The organism is Janthinobacterium sp. 35, from assembly GCF_002754575.1.
Taxonomy (GTDB): domain Bacteria; phylum Pseudomonadota; class Gammaproteobacteria; order Burkholderiales; family Burkholderiaceae_D; genus Janthinobacterium; species Janthinobacterium tructae.
In genome coordinates this window covers 5,346,458-5,365,958 of the sequence record NZ_PEFN01000001.1, presented here as the reverse complement: position 1 = coordinate 5,365,958, position 19,501 = coordinate 5,346,458, and the positions used below count along the sequence as shown (strand labels likewise).

General features: G+C 64.3%; 17 protein-coding genes. 5 read left to right on the top strand and 12 right to left on the bottom strand.

The window, feature by feature from the left end; genetic code table 11:
* Positions 1 to 18: 18 nt before the first annotated feature.
* Positions 19 to 1,239, top strand: a complete 1,221-nt coding sequence (locus CLU93_RS23830; protein WP_180287924.1) for a response regulator — start codon at positions 19 to 21, stop codon at positions 1,237 to 1,239.
* On the opposite strand, the gene CLU93_RS23825 is transcribed toward CLU93_RS23830, so the two are convergent.
* The 12 genes from CLU93_RS23825 to CLU93_RS23770 form a co-directional block, all read right to left on the bottom strand.
* Positions 1,218 to 1,574, bottom strand: a complete 357-nt coding sequence (locus CLU93_RS23825; protein WP_099763603.1) for an immunity 22 family protein — start codon at positions 1,572 to 1,574, stop codon at positions 1,218 to 1,220. The genes CLU93_RS23830 and CLU93_RS23825 overlap by 22 nt on opposite strands.
* A gap of 18 nt (positions 1,575 to 1,592) precedes the next feature.
* The gene (locus tag CLU93_RS23820) at positions 1,593 to 4,286 is read right to left on the bottom strand and encodes a polysaccharide deacetylase family protein (protein WP_099763602.1); all 2,694 of its coding nucleotides are present in this window, start codon (positions 4,284 to 4,286) and stop codon (positions 1,593 to 1,595) included.
* A gap of 124 nt (positions 4,287 to 4,410) precedes the next feature.
* Positions 4,411 to 5,715, bottom strand: coding sequence for a homogentisate 1,2-dioxygenase (gene hmgA / locus CLU93_RS23815; RefSeq protein ID WP_099763601.1), 1,305 nt, complete (start codon positions 5,713 to 5,715; stop codon positions 4,411 to 4,413).
* A complete protein-coding gene (locus CLU93_RS23810) occupies positions 5,712 to 5,897 on the bottom strand; it encodes a DUF2783 domain-containing protein (RefSeq protein ID WP_096235651.1) in 186 nt (61 codons plus the stop codon). The genes hmgA and CLU93_RS23810 overlap by 4 nt, the downstream gene beginning before the upstream one ends.
* Before the next feature lie 12 nt (positions 5,898 to 5,909).
* The gene (locus tag CLU93_RS23805; protein WP_099763600.1) at positions 5,910 to 7,589 is read right to left on the bottom strand and encodes an FAD-dependent oxidoreductase; all 1,680 of its coding nucleotides are present in this window, start codon (positions 7,587 to 7,589) and stop codon (positions 5,910 to 5,912) included.
* On the bottom strand, positions 7,586 to 8,938 hold the full coding sequence (locus CLU93_RS23800) for an MFS transporter (RefSeq protein WP_218968355.1): 1,353 nt from the start codon (positions 8,936 to 8,938) through the stop codon (positions 7,586 to 7,588). Before CLU93_RS23800 ends, CLU93_RS23805 begins: the two co-directional genes overlap by 4 nt.
* A 175-nt stretch (positions 8,939 to 9,113) precedes the next feature.
* Positions 9,114 to 9,932, bottom strand: a complete 819-nt coding sequence (locus tag CLU93_RS23795) for a helix-turn-helix domain-containing protein (protein WP_099763599.1) — start codon at positions 9,930 to 9,932, stop codon at positions 9,114 to 9,116.
* Between the two features lie 10 nt (positions 9,933 to 9,942).
* A complete protein-coding gene (gene msrA / locus CLU93_RS23790) occupies positions 9,943 to 10,452 on the bottom strand; it encodes a peptide-methionine (S)-S-oxide reductase MsrA (protein WP_099763598.1) in 510 nt (169 codons plus the stop codon).
* Positions 10,453 to 10,505: 53 nt separating this feature from the next.
* Positions 10,506 to 11,849, bottom strand: a complete 1,344-nt coding sequence (locus CLU93_RS23785) for an MBL fold metallo-hydrolase (protein WP_099763597.1) — start codon at positions 11,847 to 11,849, stop codon at positions 10,506 to 10,508.
* Between the two features lie 114 nt (positions 11,850 to 11,963).
* On the bottom strand, positions 11,964 to 12,938 hold the full coding sequence (gene hemB, locus CLU93_RS23780) for a porphobilinogen synthase (protein WP_099763596.1): 975 nt from the start codon (positions 12,936 to 12,938) through the stop codon (positions 11,964 to 11,966).
* 152 nt (positions 12,939 to 13,090) lie between these two features.
* The gene (locus tag CLU93_RS23775; RefSeq protein WP_099763595.1) at positions 13,091 to 14,446 is read right to left on the bottom strand and encodes a sensor histidine kinase; all 1,356 of its coding nucleotides are present in this window, start codon (positions 14,444 to 14,446) and stop codon (positions 13,091 to 13,093) included.
* Entirely contained in the window at positions 14,436 to 15,122 is a 687-nt protein-coding gene (locus CLU93_RS23770) for a winged helix-turn-helix domain-containing protein (protein ID WP_099763594.1), read from the bottom strand. The genes CLU93_RS23775 and CLU93_RS23770 overlap by 11 nt, the downstream gene beginning before the upstream one ends.
* Positions 15,123 to 15,377: 255 nt before the next feature.
* Here CLU93_RS23770 and CLU93_RS23765 point away from each other — a divergent pair, with 255 nt between their 5' ends.
* The 4 genes from CLU93_RS23765 to CLU93_RS23750 all read left to right on the top strand — a co-directional run bounded on the left by CLU93_RS23765 (position 15,378) and on the right by CLU93_RS23750 (position 19,495).
* Positions 15,378 to 16,154, top strand: coding sequence for a DUF481 domain-containing protein (locus CLU93_RS23765; protein WP_099763593.1), 777 nt, complete (start codon positions 15,378 to 15,380; stop codon positions 16,152 to 16,154).
* A gap of 16 nt (positions 16,155 to 16,170) precedes the next feature.
* Entirely contained in the window at positions 16,171 to 18,039 is a 1,869-nt protein-coding gene (locus CLU93_RS23760) for an esterase/lipase family protein (RefSeq protein WP_180287923.1), read from the top strand.
* Positions 18,040 to 18,163: 124 nt separating this feature from the next.
* Positions 18,164 to 18,808, top strand: coding sequence for a hypothetical protein (locus CLU93_RS28690; protein ID WP_257225075.1), 645 nt, complete (start codon positions 18,164 to 18,166; stop codon positions 18,806 to 18,808).
* Positions 18,809 to 18,814: 6 nt separating this feature from the next.
* Positions 18,815 to 19,495 carry an RES family NAD+ phosphorylase gene (locus CLU93_RS23750; RefSeq protein WP_143451798.1) on the top strand — a complete coding sequence of 227 codons (681 nt, stop codon included), beginning with the start codon at positions 18,815 to 18,817 and terminating at the stop codon, positions 19,493 to 19,495.
* Positions 19,496 to 19,501 lie beyond the last annotated feature (6 nt).

Sequence of the window (19,501 nt, the reverse complement as noted above, 5' to 3'; positions counted from 1 at the left end):
TTTTTTGAAGGAGCGAGCGTGGACCTGAACGACAGCAGCGGCAAGGCGAGCAAAACCGCCACGGCGGCCGTGCGCAAGCGCGACGTGCTGCCGTATATCCTGCTGTTCATCTTGCTGGCGGGCTTGCTGGCCGTGCTGGCGGGCGCCCTGCTGCCGCCGTACTACCACGCCGTGCCGGCGCTGCTGTGGAGCCTGGGCTTTTGCGTCAGCGGCATGCTGCTGGGCTTTTTGTTCGGCATCCCGCGCAGCCTGCCATCGGGCACCGTCAACGCCGCGCCGCCCGACGAGCGGGCCAATGGCAAGGGCCGCCCTCCGGACGAGCCACCGGCTGCGGGGGCCGATGCGGTGGCCAGCAATACCCTGTTTTTGGGCACGCCCACGCCCATGGAAATCAATTCCAACCTGGTGGAAGTGTCCGACTGGCTGACGAAAATCATCGTCGGCGTGGGTTTGATCGAGCTCAAAAGCCTGCCCGGCAGCGCGCGCAGCATGGCCGCCTTCATCGCGCCCAGCCTGGCCGTCGATGCGCCCACGGCCATGGCGGTGGTGGGCGGCATCATGCTGTTCTTTTCCGTGCATGGTTTCCTGATCGGCTACCTGCTCACGCGCATCTACCTGTCCATCATGATCAAGCGTGCCGACAGCCTCGTCAAAAATGAATCCGTGCGCCTGGAAAGCGGCAAGGAAATCGAAGTGACGGAACTGAGCCGTTTGCAGCAAAAGTCGCTCGACGACATGCAGGAAGCCGTCACGCAGCTGTTGCTGGCCCATCCGCCCGATGGTGGCGCCGCCGTCACGGCCCTGGCCGGCGTGCCGACGGCGCAAAAGCCGTCCAGCCTGGTGCTCTGGCTGGACGACCATCCGCGCAACAATACCTTGCTGGTGGAGCAACTGGAGCGGGAAAACATCAAGGTGGAGCAGGCCGTGTCGACCAGGCAGGCGCTGGCCATGCTGCAACAGAAGCACTATGCGCTGTTCATCACGGACATGGCCAGGGTGGAAAACGGCCGCAGGATCAAGGATGCGGGCGTGCGCACGGTACGCGAGGTGCGGCAGGTGCAGCCGGAGCTGCCCATCATCGTGTATTGCAGCAAAGATACGGTCGCCAGCTACGGCACGGAAGCGGAAACGGCCGGCGCCCGCTTCATCACCACCTCGGGCACCAGCCTGCTGGCGGCAATCAACAAGCTATTGCACGAGGCACGCGGGGATGGCGCTCAGCCATCGGCACAGGCGTAGCTGCCCACGTAATGCAGCGAACTGCGCTGCGGGTGCGCCAGTTGATTTGGCGCAAACACGCACACGCTCGTATCGGCCAGCACGCTCTGCGCGTCGGCGCAGGCCTGCGCCAGCCAGCTGTCGCCATATGACACGCCGTCGAGCAACTGCGCCAGCGGCGCGGGCGACGCCAGCATGGCGCTCTCGATGCAGGCGGGCTCGTACTGCGTCAGGCCCGTTTCCAGGAAGAATGGCGACGCTACTTCATCGCCATCTTCCGTGTACGTGGGCGCCAGAAAGGCCTGCAACGCTTCCCGGCTGGCGAAGCGGCCGCTGCAGGTGAAGACGTGAACCATGGGCAAAGTATGGGCCAACTACAGTTTCTCCATCTTTTGCCGCACGGCCGGCGCCGTCGAGGCCGCAGGCGCCAGTTCCAGATACGTTTTGTATGCGGCTTTCGCCTTGGCCGCATCGCCCGCCTTGGCATACGCATCGCCCAGATTCAAATAGGCGATGGCGCGCGACGGGTCCATCCTGACCGTGTTTTCAAACCAGCGCGCCGCTTCGCGGTACTTTTCCTGCTTGTAGAAGACAAAGCCCAGGTTGTTGGCCGCCAGCGCGAAGTCGGGACGCAATTTCAGCGCTTCCGTAAATTGCGCTTCGGCTTGCGCGTACTGTTTCTCCTTGTACAGCTGCAAGCCACGGTCGTTGGCGCGTTGTGCCAGCTGGCGCGCGGAAGTGGGCACGGCACCCGGCGTGACGATCTTCTGTTCCCCGCCCTGCAAATCTTTCACCGTCACGCTGGCCGCTTGCGGCTTGGCGTCGAGCTTGCTGTTCAGGGCGATCGCTTCCGTCGACAATTGCGTCGTGTTCGGGCTGAGGAATTCTGTTTCGCCCGGCAATTCGAAGACGAAATCGCCCCCTTCCGAGCCGGGCAAGCTGCCGAACGCGGGCGTCTGGTTCGACACGCTGGAGACGGCCGGCGCCACATACGCCGCCAGTTCCGTCGCCGTGATCAGGCCGTCGCCGTTCAGGTCGCCCTTGCCCGCCAGACCTTGCAGCAGGGTCCACGTGAACACGGAGTGGCCGTTCGGCCCGCCGTCGGCCACCAGCTGGTCACCGCCGCCGGCCGTCAGCATTTGCCGGCCGATGCGCCTGGCGTTATCGCGCAGGAAAGAGCTGGAACCGGCGCCACGGGTCAGGCCCAGGCCGCTGTAGCAGGCATCCATGACGAAGAACGCGTGCTTGGCCGTCAAGGACTCCGCGATATTCTGGATTTCCGTCATCGGAATCGCATCCGTGGCGAATTGCGCCGGGTCGGAGTCAAATGGCACGATATAGCCCAGGTCGCGTCCCGAACTGAGCTTGCGCGTGGCGCCGTGGCCGGCGAAAAAGACGAAGATGCGGTCATTCTTTTGCACGCCGCCATGCGCCAGCTTGTCGTGGAAGGCGGCCAGGATGTTGTTGCGCGTCGCTTCGCCATTCTTCAGGGTCACGACGCGTTCGGGCGCAAACGCGAATTTCTCGATCAGGGTTTCGCGGATGCCTTGCGCATCGCGCACCGCATATTGCAGTTTTGGCCACTTGGCATAATCGTCGATGCCGATCACGACGGCCCAGGAGTTCGCATAGCCCGTGGTCACGGCCACTTTCTCGGGCGCGGGCGCCGTGCTTTTCGCCACCTGGAAGCTGGTGCCATCCCAGCCCGCGAACTGATAGCCTTCGGCGATCAGCTTGTCGAGCACGGCCGGCAAGGCTTTCACCGTGCGCTCGTGAATGTCGTGGAACAGGACGATGCCGCGCCCCGCCTTGTCGACGGAGGCCAGCACCCGGTTCGTGATGGAACTGGGTACGGGGTCGGCCCAGTCCAGCGAGTCGATATTCCACATCACGGATTTCAAATGGGCATCGGCCAGCGCGGCCATGCCTTCGCTGTTGCGCGCGCCATACGGAAAGCGGAACAGTGCGGCCCGCTCCGGGCTGATGGCTTTGAGTAAAGTGTCGGTGCCGAGGATTTCGCCTTTCAGCTTGTCGCCCGTCTGCTTGGACAGCTGTGCGTGGCTGAAACTGTGGTTGCCCACGGCATAGCCCTCTTGCATCAGCTTGCGGCTCACTTCCGCACCCGCACCCAGCTTGGCGTGACCTTCCGCGTCGAGCGAACCGAGGTTGCGGCCCACGTTGAAAAACACGGCCGGCACGCCATATTGCTTCAGGATGGCGCTGATCTCTTCCGTGTAGCGGCGGTGCGGGCCGTCGTCGAAGGTCAGCACGATGGTTTTCTTCGGCAAGCCCAGGCCGAAGATTTCCGCCTCGTCCTTCTTTGGCACCGGCTTGGCTTCCGGGACGGAACCTGCTGGCGGTAGCGCATACGGCACGACGATGCCGTTTTCCTTCAGAATCTGCTCGCGGCTGTAGAGCTTTTTCAGCTGCGCCACGTAATCGTCCCAGCGTTCGCGCTTGAGTTCAATGGAACGCTGGCCCAGGTTGCCGAAGATTTGCCGGATTTCCTTTTCGTAATTGCGCTCGATCTCGCCCAGCGCATCGAGGTCTTCGGAAATGCGCTTGTGCAGCTTGATCGCCGGCAAGGACGAATCCTTGGCCACGTCGGCCAGCATGCTTTGCAGCAGTTCGCGGAAAGCCAGGCGGTCCGCGTCGTACAGACCGGGGTCCGATTCGATATACGTGAGCAGACTGTCGAGTGCTTCGAAGCGGCCCGGATTCGTGGGCGCCGTCAATTGATCCAGCGCAAGGTCGAGCTTGGCGATGCGTTCCTGGTTTTCATGGAACAGCGCCTGCCCCACTTTACGGGCTTCGTCGCGCGCGCCTTCCGGCAAGCTTTGCTCGTCGGCCAGCAGCACGATAATCTTGCGGAAATTGCCCAGCAAGTCGCGGAACTGGCTGGCCACGGCGGCCGTATCGACGGCGGATTGGGGCGCGGCGGCCGGGCTGCCCGAGGCGGGAGCGCCCGGCGTGGCGGTAGCGGCGGGCCGCGTATAGGTATAAATGCCGGCCCCAGCGGCGAGTGCCACGACGACGGTGGCGGCGATCTTGATCGGCTTGGAAGTCACAGACTTATTTTTCCCTTCAACTACGGAGTAAGGCGGCGCACGTGCGCCGACAGTTTCTTGTTCCGTAATTGTAGAGCACGCCTGGCAAAATGGGCCGTACGATTATTGCCAGGCAGCCAAGCGCTTACAGCGGGTCCGGGTCGAAATGCTTGCGCAAGCCTTGCCAGCACGCGAAATAGTCGTTTTGCAGCAGGCCGCCGTCCAGCGCGAACGGCGTGGGTTTGAGGATGGTGCGCGTCTCGAACATGAAGGCCATGGTATCGCCCACCTTCGCGGGCGCGGAAGTATCGCTGTGCGAGGCGCGTTCGAACGTTTGCGCATCGGGGCCGTGGCCGGACATGCAGTTGTGCAAGCTGGCGCCGCCCGGCACGAAACCGGCCGCCTTGGCGTCGTACACGCCGTGGATCAGTCCCATGAATTCGCTGGCCACGTTGCGGTGGAACCACGGCGGCCTGAACGTGTGTTCGGCGGCCAGCCAGCGTGGCGGGAAGATGGCGAAGTCGATGGCGCCCAACAGCGGATTTTCGCTGGGCGCTTGCAGCACGAGGAAGATCGACGGGTCCGGATGGTCGTAGCTGATCGAGCCGATGGTGTTGAAGCGGCGCAAATCGTATTTATAGGGTGCGTAATTGCCATGCCAGGCCACCACGTCCAGCGGTGAATGGTCGAGCGTCGTGCGCCACAAATGGCCGCCGAACTTGGCCAGCAATTCGCATTCGCCATCGATGTCTTCATACGCCGCGTGCGGCGTGAGGAAATCGCGGGCATTCGCCAGGCCGTTCGAACCGATGGGTCCCATGTCGGGCAAACGGAAAGCCGTGCCGAAGTTTTCGCACACATAGCCGCGCGCCTGGCCGTCCGGCAGGGTCACGCGGAAGCGCACGCCACGGGGAATCACGGCGATTTCCTGCGGTTCCAGTTCGATCAAGCCCAGTTCCGTGGCAATCGCCAGCCTGCCCTCTTGCGGCACGACCAGCAATTCGCCGTCGGCCGAGTAAAAGAAGCGCTGCATGGAACAGTTGGCCGCATACACGTGGATGGCGCAGCCACTCATCGCTTCGGCGCTGCCATTGCCGGCCATCGTTTGCCAGCCGTCGATGAAGTCGACCGGCGTGCTGCTGTCGGGCAGCGGCAGCGGGTCCCAGCGCAGCTGGTTCGGCGGCGTGGGGGGCATGGCATGGAAATCGCTGACGATGCGGACATTTTCCAGCAAGGTAAACGGCGGATGCTGGCTGGCGGGACGGATGCGGTACAGCCAGGAACGCCGGTTCTGCGCGCGCGGCGCCGTGAAGGCCGTGCCCGACAATTGTTCCGCATACAGGCCCAGGGGCGCCTGTTGCGGCGAATTTTGCCCCTGCGGCAAGGCGCCGAGAACAGCTTCCGTGGCAAATTCGTTGCCGAAGCCGCTTTGGTAGCCGGCGCCTGTCATGCGCTCTCCGCCAGGCCGTCGGCCGCGTCGCGCAGCAAGCCCTGCACCACGTCGGCCTTGCCGATGGCGCCCATGGCCAGCAGGGCGAAGCGGGCCAGGAACAAGGGCGAACGCTGTTCGCCCAGGCCGCCCATGGTGTGGCACAGCTCGGTGTAAAGATTGTCCAGTTCGATGTCGGTCATGTTGTCTCCTTGTTACTTTGATTGGCCGATGCCGGCCGCCGCCAGCGCTGCCGCCACCTGCCCCGCCCGCACCTGCCGCCAGCGGCCCAGCACGTGGCCGTCCGGACGCACGAGGTAAAACGTGCCGGGCTGCGCGTCAAACAGCGAGAATACCTGCGACGTGTGATCCCAGGCGCCCCCTTGCGCCCCGCTGCGGCTGATCGCCACGGTACTCAACGGCAACGTATCGCCCAGCGCCAGCAGTGCGGCTGGCACGGCCCCATCCTCGCTGAAATACAGGCCCGTGAAAGCGCCAGCGGCGCACCGCACCAGATCGGTAATATACCCCGCTTCTTGCCCGCCGTTGTGCGGCAGCGCCAGCGGACACTCGGGCAAGACCGTGCCCGGCGCGGGGCCCGCCGTGAACATGTCCGCCTCAGGCGCGTTCAACGGCGACTGCGCATACGCGATGGCGCTGGTCTGGCGCGGGTTGATCAGCGAGCGCACGTGCGCATGCTTGCCCGCCAGACCCAGCACGGCCGTGCGCATCAGCTCGAAGGCGAAGGTGGGTGGCGCCATGAATTCCGTGCTTTTCGTGCCGTGGCGTAGGTTTTCACGGGCGGCGAACACACGCTCGTCCGAATAGCTGTCCAGCAAGGCCTGCGGCGCCTGGCCCTTGACCACGTAGGCCAGCTTCCAGGCCAGATTGTCCGCGTCGTCGATGCCGGAATTGGCGCCGCGCACGCCGAAGATGGGCACCAGGTGGGCCGCATCGCCGGCGAACAGCACGGGGCCGTGCCGGTACTTGTCCAGCGTCAAGGCGTTGGCCTTGTAAATGGTGATCCACACGGGATGCCATGGCGCCGTTTCGCCCATCATGGCCAGCAGGCTGTCCACGCGCGGCGCCACATTTTCCAGCAGCACGGCCGCCTGCGCATCCTCGTCGTCGCGCAACTGGTAATCGATGCGCCAGATATCGTCCGGCTGCTTGTGCACCAGCACGGTCGAGCCGGGATTCGACGGCGGGTCGAAATACGCGAGGCGCTCCGTCGGGCGCTCGCTCTTCAGGTGGATGTCGACGATCACATAGCGCCCTTCATAGCTGGTGCCTTGCAATTTGAGGCCCAGCGCCTCGCGCACGGCGCTGCGCCCGCCATCGGCCGCCACCAGCCAGTCCGCCTCGATTTGGTAGGTTTCATCGGGCGTGGCGACCGTGACCGTGGCGCCATCGGCGCGCTGCTGCACGCCGGTGACCCGCGTTTGCCAGCGGATATCGATCAATTCCGGCTGGCGTTCGGCCGCATCGAGCAGGAATTGCTCGATATGGTATTGCGCCAGGTTGACCATGGGCGGCAATTTCTGGTTCGCGTCTTGCGGCATCGTGAAGTGCAGCACTTCCTCGTCGCGGTAAAAGCTGCGGCCGCCCGCCCACGGCAAGCCTTTGCTGATAAAACCGTCGAGCGCGCCCAGACGGGCGATGATTTCCAGGCTGCGCCGCGAAATGCAGATGGCGCGGCTGCCCGTGCAGACGCCATCGTCCGCTTCGATCAGCACCGAGCGCACGCCGTGGCGCGCCAGGCCCAGGGCCGTGGCCAGGCCCACAGGGCCGCCGCCGACGATCAGCACCGGGACATGCTGCGTGCCGGCACCGGCAGGTTTGCCGGGTGGATACACCTTCGGCACATGGGGATAAGGGTGGAATGTATCGCTCATGATGCTTCCTTTTTAATAATTGTTTTGCCGCCGCGGGCGATGGGCAGGGTCAGCACGATGGCCGCGCCCACCACCAGCAGCACGCTGGCGTACAGCAAGCCCGTGGCAAAGCTGTGCGTGACATCCTTCAGCCAGCCCACCACGACGGGGTTCAGGGCCGAGCCGATATTGCCCGTCGCATTGATGACGGCGATGCCGATGGCGCGCGCACCCAGGCTCAGGGCCCGGTCCGGCGTGGTCCAGAAGACGGACATGGCCGTGTAGGCGCCCGTCGAGGCCATGCACACGCCCAGCAGTTGCAGCACAGGATTGGCGGAATACGCGGTGAACAGCCAACCAAAGGCCGACAGCAGCATGGGCCAGACGATGTGCCAGCGGCGTTCCTGCAGGCGGTCCGAGCGGCGGCCCCAGGCAATCATGCCGATGACGGTACACACTTGCGGAATGGCCGCCAGCAAGCCGATTTGCGTGTTGCTGGCGTTGCTATTAAAACTTTTCACGATCAGCGGCGTCCACACGGCCACCATCGCCAGGGTGTTGACCAGGCAAAAATAGGCAAGGCCGAATTTCAGCACGGTGGGCGACAGCATTTCTGCCAGCACGGAGGTCTTCTGCTGCTGCGCGAGGTGTACGACGGCAGGCTTGTGCTCGGCCGCCAGCATGCGCGCCAGCACCTGCTGTTCCAGCTTGCCCAGCCAGTTCGCCTTGTTGGGCGAATCGTCGAGGTAACCGTACACGGCCAGCCCCAGGAATACGGATGGCATGCCTTCGAGCAAGAACAGCCATTGCCAGCCCTTCAGACCCCAGTGGCCGTCCAGGCCGAGGATCAGGCCCGACAGGGCCGAACCGATGGCGGCCGTGACGGGCATGGCGATCATGAACAGGGCATTGGCGCGCGCCCGGTAGGCGCTGGGAAACCAGTACGTCAGGTACAGCAGCATGCCGGGCAGAAAGCCCGCCTCTGTCACGCCGACCAGGAAGCGCAGCGCATACAGGCTGGCCGGGCCGCTGGCGAACAGGGTCGCCGTCGAGGCCAGTCCCCAGGCGATCATCATGCTGCCGATCCACTTGCGCGCGCCGATGCGGGCCAGCACGATATTGCTGGGGATGCTGCAGGCGATGTAGGCGATGTAAAACAGCGTGGTGGCAAAGCCGAACTGGGTGCCGGACAGGCCCAGATCTTGCATCATGGTCAGGCCGGCGAAGCCGATATTGATGCGATCCAGAAAGGAAAACACGAACAGCAGGAACAAAAATCCCAGCAAATGGCGCGATACCTTGCGCATTACCTGCTGTTCCAGTTGCTGGGCGGCCGCGTCGGGAACGGGCACAGTGGTGGCGATGGTCATGCTTGTCTCCAGAAGGTGTCGCCCTCCCCTTGTTGATTTTATTGGGTGAGAGCGGCCGGGTGATCCCGGCTTGAAACACAGTATGCAGACGGCGATGCCATCGACTGTCCCCATTTTGGGGACGTTTTGCGGCTAAAACAGTCAAGAAGGCGGAGCCATCCCTACGCCGAAGGGACTAGACGGGTGCTGGCGCCATGCACAGGGCGAACAACTGGCGCTGGCTGGAAATACCCAGGCGTTTATAGGCGCGTTTCTGGTACGTGATCACGCTGGACGGCTGCACGCCCATGATTTCGGCAATTTCCACGGCCGTCAGGCCTTCCAGCACGCAGCGCAGCACGTCCAGTTCGCGCTTGCTCAAGGCGGGGCAATGCTGGCGCAACCGAGCCAGCATCATCGGCGCGACGCCTTGCGTATTCTGGCCGTTCAGGCTGTAGTGATGCTTGACGGCATGGGCAAACAGCGGCGACAGGGTTTCGATGCCCGCCACTTCGCCGGGCTGGAACTGACCCTGGCTGCTGTCGCGGTAGAAATTGACGGACAGCCAGATATCGCCGGCCGGCTGCAACAGCAGCGATAACCGGTCCGAGACATTCGGTTTTTGATAACAGGCGGCGCGGTAGCCGGGATGGTCGATCTCATCGCTGGCCTGCTGGTGCAGCACGATGGCGGGATCGATTTTTCGCCCCGGCGCCGGCGCGATCACGCGCTGGTTGCCGTCGAGCGCGTAATAGTGGCGCGCGTAGCTGTCGGCAATATCTTGCAAGAAACGCCCGCCGCGCCGATCGGCCACGGCCACCGTGCGCGGACGGTTGCCGAATTCATAGGCAAAGATCGTGCACTGGGCAATCGGCGCGACCGTGCTGACCGTTTTCAGGATGGCCCCGGCGACGGCATTCACGTCGGCATGGCCGATGGCGGCCATCAGCTCCAGGGTACGCCCGAAGTCCAGCTGCCCTTCCGCCTGCCGCCGCTCAACGCGCCAGTAACGCATATCTGCTTCCTTACTGCCCGCGCTGCGGCAAGACCCATTCCGGCCGGATGTAGTGGCAGGTATAACCGTGCGGCAAGCGCTGCAGATAATCCTGGTGCTCCGCTTCCGCTTCCCAGAACGGGCCGGCCGGCGCCACTTCGGTCACCACCTTGCCTAGCCACAGGCCGGAGGCGTCGACGTCGCGGATGGTGTCTTCGGCCACCTTTTTTTGCTCGTCGCTGGTGTAAAAGATGGCCGAGCGGTAGCTGGTGCCGCGGTCATTGCCCTGGCGGTCCGGTGTGCTGGGGTCGTGGATCTGGAAGAACAATTCCAGGATCTTGCGGTAGCTGATGGTGTTCGGGTCGAAGATGATCTCGATCGCTTCCGCATGCGTGCCATGGTTGCGGTAGGTGGCGTTGGCCACGTCGCCGCCGCTGTAGCCCACGCGCGTGGCGAGCACGCCCGGATAGCGGCGCAGCAAGTCTTGCACGCCCCAAAAGCAGCCACCGGCCAGGATCGCGGTTTCCTTGTCTTGTGTCATGTTGTTCATTCCTTGATCTGAGAACCCTATCTTACCCTGTCACGGCATTTTCTTCAGCGCGCCAGCAAGCGCTTGAGCTGCGCAGCCTGGTAGGCGCCGATGGCGTCGTTGAACAGGCAGCGGATCAAGGGGTCATCGACGATGTCGGCCTCTTCCAGTCCGGCCCGCGTGGCCGCATCGAAAGGTCCATCGTTGATGCGCATGTACATCGAGGTCAGCGATTCACCGAGCGCCAGCGCGGCATGGCATTTCGCCAGCGGCACCTCGGTGGTCCAGCCCGGCGCCTCGCCCGTGTCCGGCACCAGGTCGATCAAATCGCCATGCGTGCGGTAATGCAGGACCGTGGCCGCGCCGTCATGGCCATACAGCGACAGGCGCCACAGGCGCGGGCTTTGGAAGTAACTGTCTTCGGGCAGCTCCATGTCGCGGTAGCGTTCGAGCAAGCCGTCCTGGCAAAAATCGAACACCAGCGCCGCATCGGCGTCGCTCAAGGACGCGAAACGGCGCGCGATGTCCGCCGTGGCGGGCGGCGGCGCATCGGGGCGGTAGTCGAAATCCACATCCTGCGGCCCCACGGGTATCACCCAGGGCAAGGGTTCGGCGCTGCTCACGCCGTGCGCGTCGAGCAGCACGGCCGTGGAAGGATCGAGGCGGAAGATGTGCGTCTCAGGTAGCGCAGCGCCGATTTCAGCGGCAAAGCGGCGGTAGGTAATCGGGAACATCGCGTGGTTGTACCAGGACCAGTCTTCCTGCACGAACTGGCAAGAGCTGGGCACGAGGTAACGGGGCGCCAGCGCGCGCAGCTGGGCAATCCAGTCGTCGGGAAGCTCGACTGGCCCCCGCACTGCCTGCGACGGCGCGATGACGGCGATCTCGCGCATGGTCTGGAATGGCCACAGCACCAGATCCCAGGGCGCGAAGGCGGCCAGCTGCGCCAACGTCTCGGGGCCGATCCAGGAATCGACGACGTTGAGCACATTCAGGCCGGCGGCGCGCACCTGGAACAGCGAGTCGACATCGTCGTCCAGCGCGCGGCGCGGGATCACCTCGATGGCGCCCACGCGCACGGGCACGTCGACGTGCAGCCGCTCGACGGACGTAAAACCCAGTGCACGGATCATCGCGAACAGTTTGTCGAAGACGCAGTACAGGTAGATGGGCGTGGCGCGGTCGAGCACATCGAGGCTGTCGAGCGAGCAGTGGTCGTCGTGGAAGTGCGAGATGAAGACGGCATCCCAGCGCAGCCGGCGCACGGCATCGAGGTCGAAGCGCACGGGAGGAAACGCGTGGCAGTTGCGGCTGAACGGATTTTCGACGATGGGGTCGAAGGCAATGGCCGTGCCTTCGCATTCGAAGACATAGCCGGCGTGCAGGATGCGGGAGATTTTCAGGGGCATGGGGAAGCTGTATAAACCCAACCGCATAGAACCCGGGGTCGGACCCTGAGGGTCCGACCCCAGACTTTGCTTTTGGGGTAAAAAAGAACGCGAACGGTGCGCCAGAGACAAGGCTCAATACGGATTATTCAGCACATCCATCGCGAAGTAAGTAAAAATCATGTCCGCGCCCGCGCGCTTGATGGCGCCCAGGGTTTCCTGCACCACGCGGCGCTCGTCGATGGCGCCCGCCTGCGCGGCGAACTTGATCATCGCGTATTCGCCGCTGACCTGGTAGGCGCCGATCGGCAGGCGCGTCACTTCGCGCAGGTCGCGGATGATGTCCAGGTAGGCACCGGCCGGTTTCACCATCAGCGCGTCGGCGCCTTCGGCTTCGTCGATCAGCGACTCGCGGATCGCTTCGCGGCGGTTCATCGGGTCCATCTGGTACGTCTTGCGGTCGCCCTTCAGGGTGCTGCCGGCCGCGTCGCGGAACGGGCCATACAGGCCGGAGGCGAACTTGGTCGAATACGCCATCACGGGCGTGTCGTGGAAGCCTGCCGCATCTAACGCGCTGCGGATCGCCGCCACCTGGCCATCCATCGCCGCCGATGGGGCGATGATGTCGGCGCCCGCCTGGGCCGCGATGACGGCCTGCTTGCCCAGGTTCAGCACCGTGCTGTCATTGTCGACCGTGTCGCCATGCAGGATGCCGCAATGGCCGTGGTCCGTGTATTCGCAGAAGCAGGTGTCGGACATGACCACCATTTCCGGCACGGCGTCCTTGATGATGCGCGACATGCGCGCCACCAGGCCGTCCGGGTTCAGGGTGTCCGTGCCGTGGCTGTCCTTGTGGTGCGAAATGCCGAAGGTCATGACGGAGCGCAGGCCGGCGCGCGCGTAGCGTTCGACTTCCTGCGCCAGCTTCGCTTCGGGAATGCGCCGCACGCCAGGCATGGACTTGATGTCGATGAAATCGCTGGAACCCTCATCGACGAAGATCGGCAGGACCAGGTCGCGCGGATTGATCTCGGTCTCGCGGAACAGCTCGCGCAGTTGCGGGGTCGCGCGCAGGCGGCGCATGCGCGAAGTTGGGTAGTGTGCTGGCATGGGGTGACTGGCTTCAGGTTGAGAACGCCGATAAGTATACGCCGATCGCGCCGCTTGCGCCGGGCCGCGCGGCAAAAAAGCCGCGCAGGTCAAAAAATGCCGTCGGGTGCAACGAAGGGGCTTACCAGTTTGTAATGTACAGTTTAGCCGCGCTAGCGCAGCAGGCGCAGGCGCAAGCGCAAGCCCGGCGCCGCATCCTCGATCTCCAGGCTGCCGCCATGCAGGGCCGCGATGGCCGCCACGATGGACAGGCCCAGGCCATTGCCGGGCAAATGGCGGCTCTTGTCGAGCCGGTAAAAACGCTGCGTCAGCTTCGGCAGCTCGTCCCTGGGCACGCCCGGGCCGTTGTCGCGCACGGCCAGCCAGCTGCCCTGCTCATCGCTGCCGGCCGACACTTCCACCGTGGCGCCCGGACCCGCATATTTGATGGCGTTGTCGACCAGGCTGGCCAGCGCGCTGCCCAGCAGGTTACGGTCGCCGCGCGCCGGCACGCTGTCGCCAACCATCTGCACCAGCAGCACGCCCTGCTCGTCGGCCGTGGCCTCGTACATTTCCACGATGTCGGTGCCGATCCGCTGCAGGTCGATGTCGTCGAAATTCTCGGGACGCATGCCCGATTCGGCCGCCGCGATCTGCAGCAGCTTGTCGAACACGCGCGTCAGGTCGTCGATATCGTCGATGGCCGCCTGCGCCGCACTCGCGTAGCCGGCCACGCTCTGCTGCTGGCGCAAGGCGCCATCGAGCTTGTTGCGGATGCGGCCCAGCGGCGTGCGCAAGTCGTGCGCAATGGCGTTCGAGACGTGGCGCACGCCTTCCATCAGGTGTTCGATGCGGTCGAGCATGCGGTTGATGTCGCGGCTCAGCAAGCCGAATTCATCTTCGCTGGCGACGGGAATGCGCCGGCTCAGGTCGCCTGCCTCGATTTCCCCCGCCGTGCGGCGGATTTGCCCGATGCGCGCCTCAAGCTGGCGGCGGAACAGCCAGGCGCCCGCCACCACCAGCAAGATGGCCACCCCGCCGCCATAGGCCAGCGAGCGCAGCACCAGCGTGCGGATCGACTTGCCCTCTTCCATGTCGCGTCCGACGAACAGGCGCGCGCCGCCCGCCAGCTCGCGGATCAGCATGCGCGCGGGCACCCTGCGCCCTTCGCGCGTGACGTCGCGGTGCAGCAAGCGGCCCACGGGACTGGCCGTGTCGGGCCAGGATGACAGATTGCCCGCCACACGGCGCCCATCGGCGTCCACCAGTAAAAAAATCTCCGTGTCGCTGTCGGTGCGGTCGGTGAGCAGATGGGCGATTTCCGCCGTCGTGTGGCTGCTGCCCGCCTGCTGGTACAGCGCGGCGAGACGCTCCGAGAGCAGGGTCAGCTTGCGGTCCACGCTGCGATCGAGCACGCCGATGGTGCCGAAATAGAAGACGGCGCAGACGATGCTGATCGACACGACCACCAGCACGCCATAGCCGAGCGCCAGGCGGGCGGCAATGGAGCGGTGCCAGTTACGCACCATCGAGCACGCCCAGGGTGTAGCCGACGCCGCGCACCGTGTGGATCAGCGGCGGCGAAAATTCCTTGTCCACCTTGGTGCGCAAGCGGCTCACCTGCACATCGATGACGTTCGTCTGCGGGTCGAAATGGTAGTCCCACACGGCTTCGAGCAGCATGGCGCGCGTGACGGACTGGCCCTGGTGGCGCATCAGGTATTCCAGCAGGCGAAATTCGCGCGGTTGCAGGGCGATGTGCCGGTTGGCGCGCGTCACGCGCATGGTGCGCATGTCGAGCACCAGGTCGGCCACCTGCAGCTGCGTCGATTCTGGCACGGGCGCGGCGCGCCGCAGCAGCGCCTCGATGCGCGCCAGCAGTTCGGCGATGGCGAACGGCTTTGACAGGTAATCGTCGCCGCCGCTGCGCAAGCCGCGCACGCGCTCGTCGACGCTGGACAGGGCCGACAGCACCAGCACGGGCGTGTTGCGGCCCATGCCGCGCAGGCGCGCGACGATGGCCAGGCCGTCGATTTCGCCGGGCAGCAGGCGGTCGAGCACCAGCGCATCCCAGTCTTCGCCGCAGGCCAGGCGCATGCCGTCGATGCCATTGTCGCAGGCGGTGACGTCGTGGCCCGCCTCGCGCAGGCCGGCACAGATATAGCGGGAAGTTTCGGCTTCGTCTTCGATGACCAGGCAGCGCACGGGAGATTCCTTGTAAAGATCAGGCAGCAAACAGGCGCAGCATACGCCAGGCGCGCGCCACTTGCCAGCCCCGTCGCGTGCGGCAAACGATGACGGGGTCGGGTACAATACGGCCTCGACAATGTTTGGCCGCGCCCGCGCGCGCACGTACGCATGTTTTTATCGGCGCCGCCCCGATTGCTGCGGCCTGCATCGACACCACCGCCACTAACGAACAGCAGGCACGCCCGGCGCGCGCCACAGACAAATACAGCCATGAAATCGACCCACTCTCTCGCACTGGCGCTGGCCATGGCCATCACCTGCGGCAGCGCCGCCGCCGCAGACGTAAAACAAACCATGCTGTTCGATGAAATTCCCATCGGCAGCTGGAGCACCTCCGCCGAACTGGGCGCAATCACCACCTCGGGCAATACGGTCGGCACCTCGGTGACGGGCAAGATCGACGCGCGCCAGGAACTCGATGACTGGAGCAACCAGTACATCTTCAGCGGCTACTTCAAGGAAGATGAAACGACGAACGACGACGGGGAGAAAGTGCGCGAGCGCTCGGCCGAACGCTTTTCCGCTTCCGCCAAGGCCGCCTACAAGCTGATGGCCGACCATGAAAAACTGTTCGTGCTGGCCTCGCACGTGAACGACAAGTTTGGCGCCTATACCAAGTACTCGACCCTGGCCGTCGGTCATGGCTCGCGCTGGTACCAGTCGAGCGACAAGAGCGTCGACGTGGAATTCGGTCCTGGCTATTTCAGCGGCACCAACGACACGGGCGAATCGGAGCACGGCCTGACGGTGCGCGGCGCGGCTGCCATGAAGTGGAAGATCAGCCAGTCGGCGATGTTTTCACAGACGCTCAGCGTCGAACGCGGCACCTCGAACACCCACTCCATCGCCGAAACGTCCCTCAGCACGAAAATCAACGGCACCATGCAGATGAAAGCCGCCTTCAGCGCCCGCAACGACACGCGCGTACCGGACGACAAGAAGAACACCGATACGCAGACGTCGCTGACCCTGGTCTATTCGTTCTGAGATGCCGGCCACGCTGATGCGGCGACTGCGCCTGGGCGCCCTGCTGTGCGCGGCGGCGCTGCTGAGCGGCTGCGCCGCCGTCACCGTCAGCGCGATCTCCCCGGCCGACTACCTGCAGCAGCGGCGCGGCGACATCCTCACCACGGGCAAACTCAGCGCCGCGGCCAGCGAAGTGCTGCGCATCATCGGCAGCGACATCGCCGCCTGCGAAAGCAATACGGGCAGCTGCCGCGCCGACCTGGCCCGCTCCGAGCTGCTCAGCGACGAGCAGCGCCTGGCGACGCTGTCCGAATTGTGGCTGGAAAGCGCCCTGGCCGAAGAAAAACAGGGTGGCCATGCCAGCGCCGAATTGCTGGCCGCCTGGCTCGAATCGGCCCGCTACGCCTACGCCTACCTGTTCTACACGACGCGCACGCCGGGCCAGCGCGCCTTCGAGGAGCGCCAGACGCAAATCCGCGACTACTATAACTATGCCGTGCAAAAGGCCGTCGGCAACCTGTTCCGCCACCGTGGCGAATACCGCCCGGACGGCCATGTGATCCGCGTCGCCGGCTGGCAGATCGACAGCGAATTGTCGGCCCTGCGCCTGCCCGAAGACGGCACCCTGCCCGAAGAACTGCTGCCGGCCACCTCGCTGTCGTTTTCCGGCCTGCGCAATGTGTACCGGCGCGACGGCTTCGGCGCCGACCTGGTCGCCGTCATGCCCAGGCCAGGCGCATCGCAAGGCGAGTATGTGCCCTACCAGGAGACGCGTTTCCCCGTCGTCACGGCGCTGATCCGCTTCGACGGCAACAGCCTGCAGGAAGTGCTGGCCACGCAGCAGTTGATGGTGATGCTGGTCGACCCGACGCGCAGCGACTCGACGCGCATGGCGGGCCAGGAATTGCCCGTGGCGGCCAACTTCACGGCCGGCTATGGCCTGTGGCTGGCCCGTTCCGGTTTCGGCGTGCAGGCGCTGCGCACCCTGTTCGGCCGCGCCGACGGCATTTCGCGCCCGCAGGTGCACCTGATGCAGCCCTATGACCCGAACAAGCGCACCATCGTCATGCTGCACGGCCTGGCCAGCAGTCCGGAAGCGTGGATCAACGTGGCGAATGAACTGATGGGCGACGAGCAGCTGCGCCGGCGCTACCAGATCTGGCAGGTGTACTACCCGAGCAATGCGCCGCTGGCGGCCAACAACGTGGCCATCCGCCAGGCGCTGGCCGCCACGCTGGCGCATTTCGACCCTTCGGCCAGGGCGGATGCAGCGAACGACATGGTCTTGATCGGCCACAGCATGGGCGGCGTGCTGGCGCGCCTGATGGTCTCGGACGCCAGCAACACCCTGCTCGACGCCATCACGGAAGAATACCATTTGAAGGGCAAGAAGGCGGAAAAAGTGCGCGCCGGACTGGCGCCCTACCTCAATTTCACGGCCATGCCGCAAGTGAACCGCGCCATTTTCATCGCCGCGCCGCATCGCGGCACCTCGTTCGCCAACCACAAGGTGGCGCGCTGGATCGCCAACCTCGTCACCCTGCCCATCAATATGCTCGAGCAGCTGACGGACGCCGCCGGCAGCCTGGCGCAGCTCGACACGGGCAGCAGCGAGCCGCTGCGCATCCCCAACAGCATCGATAACCTCAGCGACAAGGACCCGTTCGTGCGCCTGGTGGCAGACCTGCCCATCAGCCCGAAAGTGCGCTACTACTCCATCATGGGCAACGACACGCCGGAGCTGCCGCTGGCGGAATCGAGCGACGGCGTGGTGCCCTACGCCAGCGCCCACCTCGACGGCGCCTTGTCGGAAAAAGTCATCCCGTCGTGGCACAGCGTGCAGGAAAGCCCGCAGGCGATTCTGGAGATACGGCGGATTTTGCGGCTGGCGGACACTTTGCCTTAAGGCACTTGGCATGCTCCCCGCATGGCTTAACACTGGATAAGAAAGTTGCGCCGCATGATAAAGTTGCGAAATGTGAGAATCTTGTATATGCTGTTCTTTACCACGCCCCTGTAAAGGAATCATCATGACAGCGCATCTGCATCACGATACTCTGGCGCCCGACCGTCAGGCATTAACCGATAGCGACCTGCGGGTGGTAGAACAATTCTCGCAGCTCGTGACCGCACAGCTCGACATACTGGCGCAAGGGCCCGAGCGCCAGCGCCTGATCGACGTGGCCACGCGCGCACTCCATCAGGCGCGCGCCTCACTGGGCGCCGCGCCGTCAAGCAGTCCGCTCCAGCTTCCCGTGTCAAAACTCAAGGTATCCGATGTCATTGGACAAGGATGGGTTGAACTGTCGCAGGCGTCCCTGTATCGCGCAGTGGAAAGCAAGCGGTTTTATTGCGTGACGCCCAAGGGGCGCAGCATCGGCAAGGAGTTTCCAGCCTGGCAATTTGTCCAGCCGGTGCCGGAACTGATTGCGCCGGTGCTCGCCATTCTTGCCGACCAGCCGACTAGTGAAATCCATGCCTTCTGGGTCAGCCGTGCCGATGAATTTAACGAACTGTCGCCGGCAGAGATGCTTGCAGGCAAATCGTTCAAAACGCGCGCCGAGATCCACCCCAGCCAGCAGGCGCTGCTGGCTTTGCCCGCCAGCGAGAGATTGCGCAAGGTGCTGGCGGCGGCGAAGTGGCAGCATAGGGGGATGACTGACATCGTAGGCTAGTCCGGCATGACGCCTGAACTGGAAGAAACACCTATCCCGCCAGAAATGGCTGCGCGCCTGCCGGCATTGGCCTTGCTGCGTGCTGAATTATTGCGCAATCTTGTCACCCATCAAGCAGACCAGTCCCTGGTGCGCGCGGCGTGGAACGAGGCGTCCATCTGGCCGGCGAAGGTTGAACGCACGTACCGCTTCGGCCCGCCCGCCGCGCTGGCCGACTCAAATGGTTTCCCCTATCACTGGGTATATATTGCGGACGATACCTGCACGGCTGCCTGGGAAGCCCAGCTTTGCCAAAACGACGTCACGCGCCCGGGCACCTTTTATATTGCGCATGGCGCGCAACGAGCGCTGATCGCAACCTTGTCATTCGCCGCCCCTCTGAACTTGCTCGACCTGACAGGGCTGGCCGCCAGCCGGCTGGGTATTTACGATCAATTGCACAGCCCCGATCACGGCTGGTGCCAATGGCTGGGCTGGCAGCTGGACCAGATTATCGCGCAGGAACATAGTCCGATTCACGGCTTCATGTACCCGTCGCGCCGGCAACCCGGCAAACTGGCCTATGCGATATCCTCGCGCCATATGGCAGCGCTGGGAACCAGCATGGCATGCTCACACGTACAATTCGGCAACACTGAAGCCTATGCGCGCTTGCTGGCCGATCACCTGCGCGTGGACCCGCCCTGACCTGAG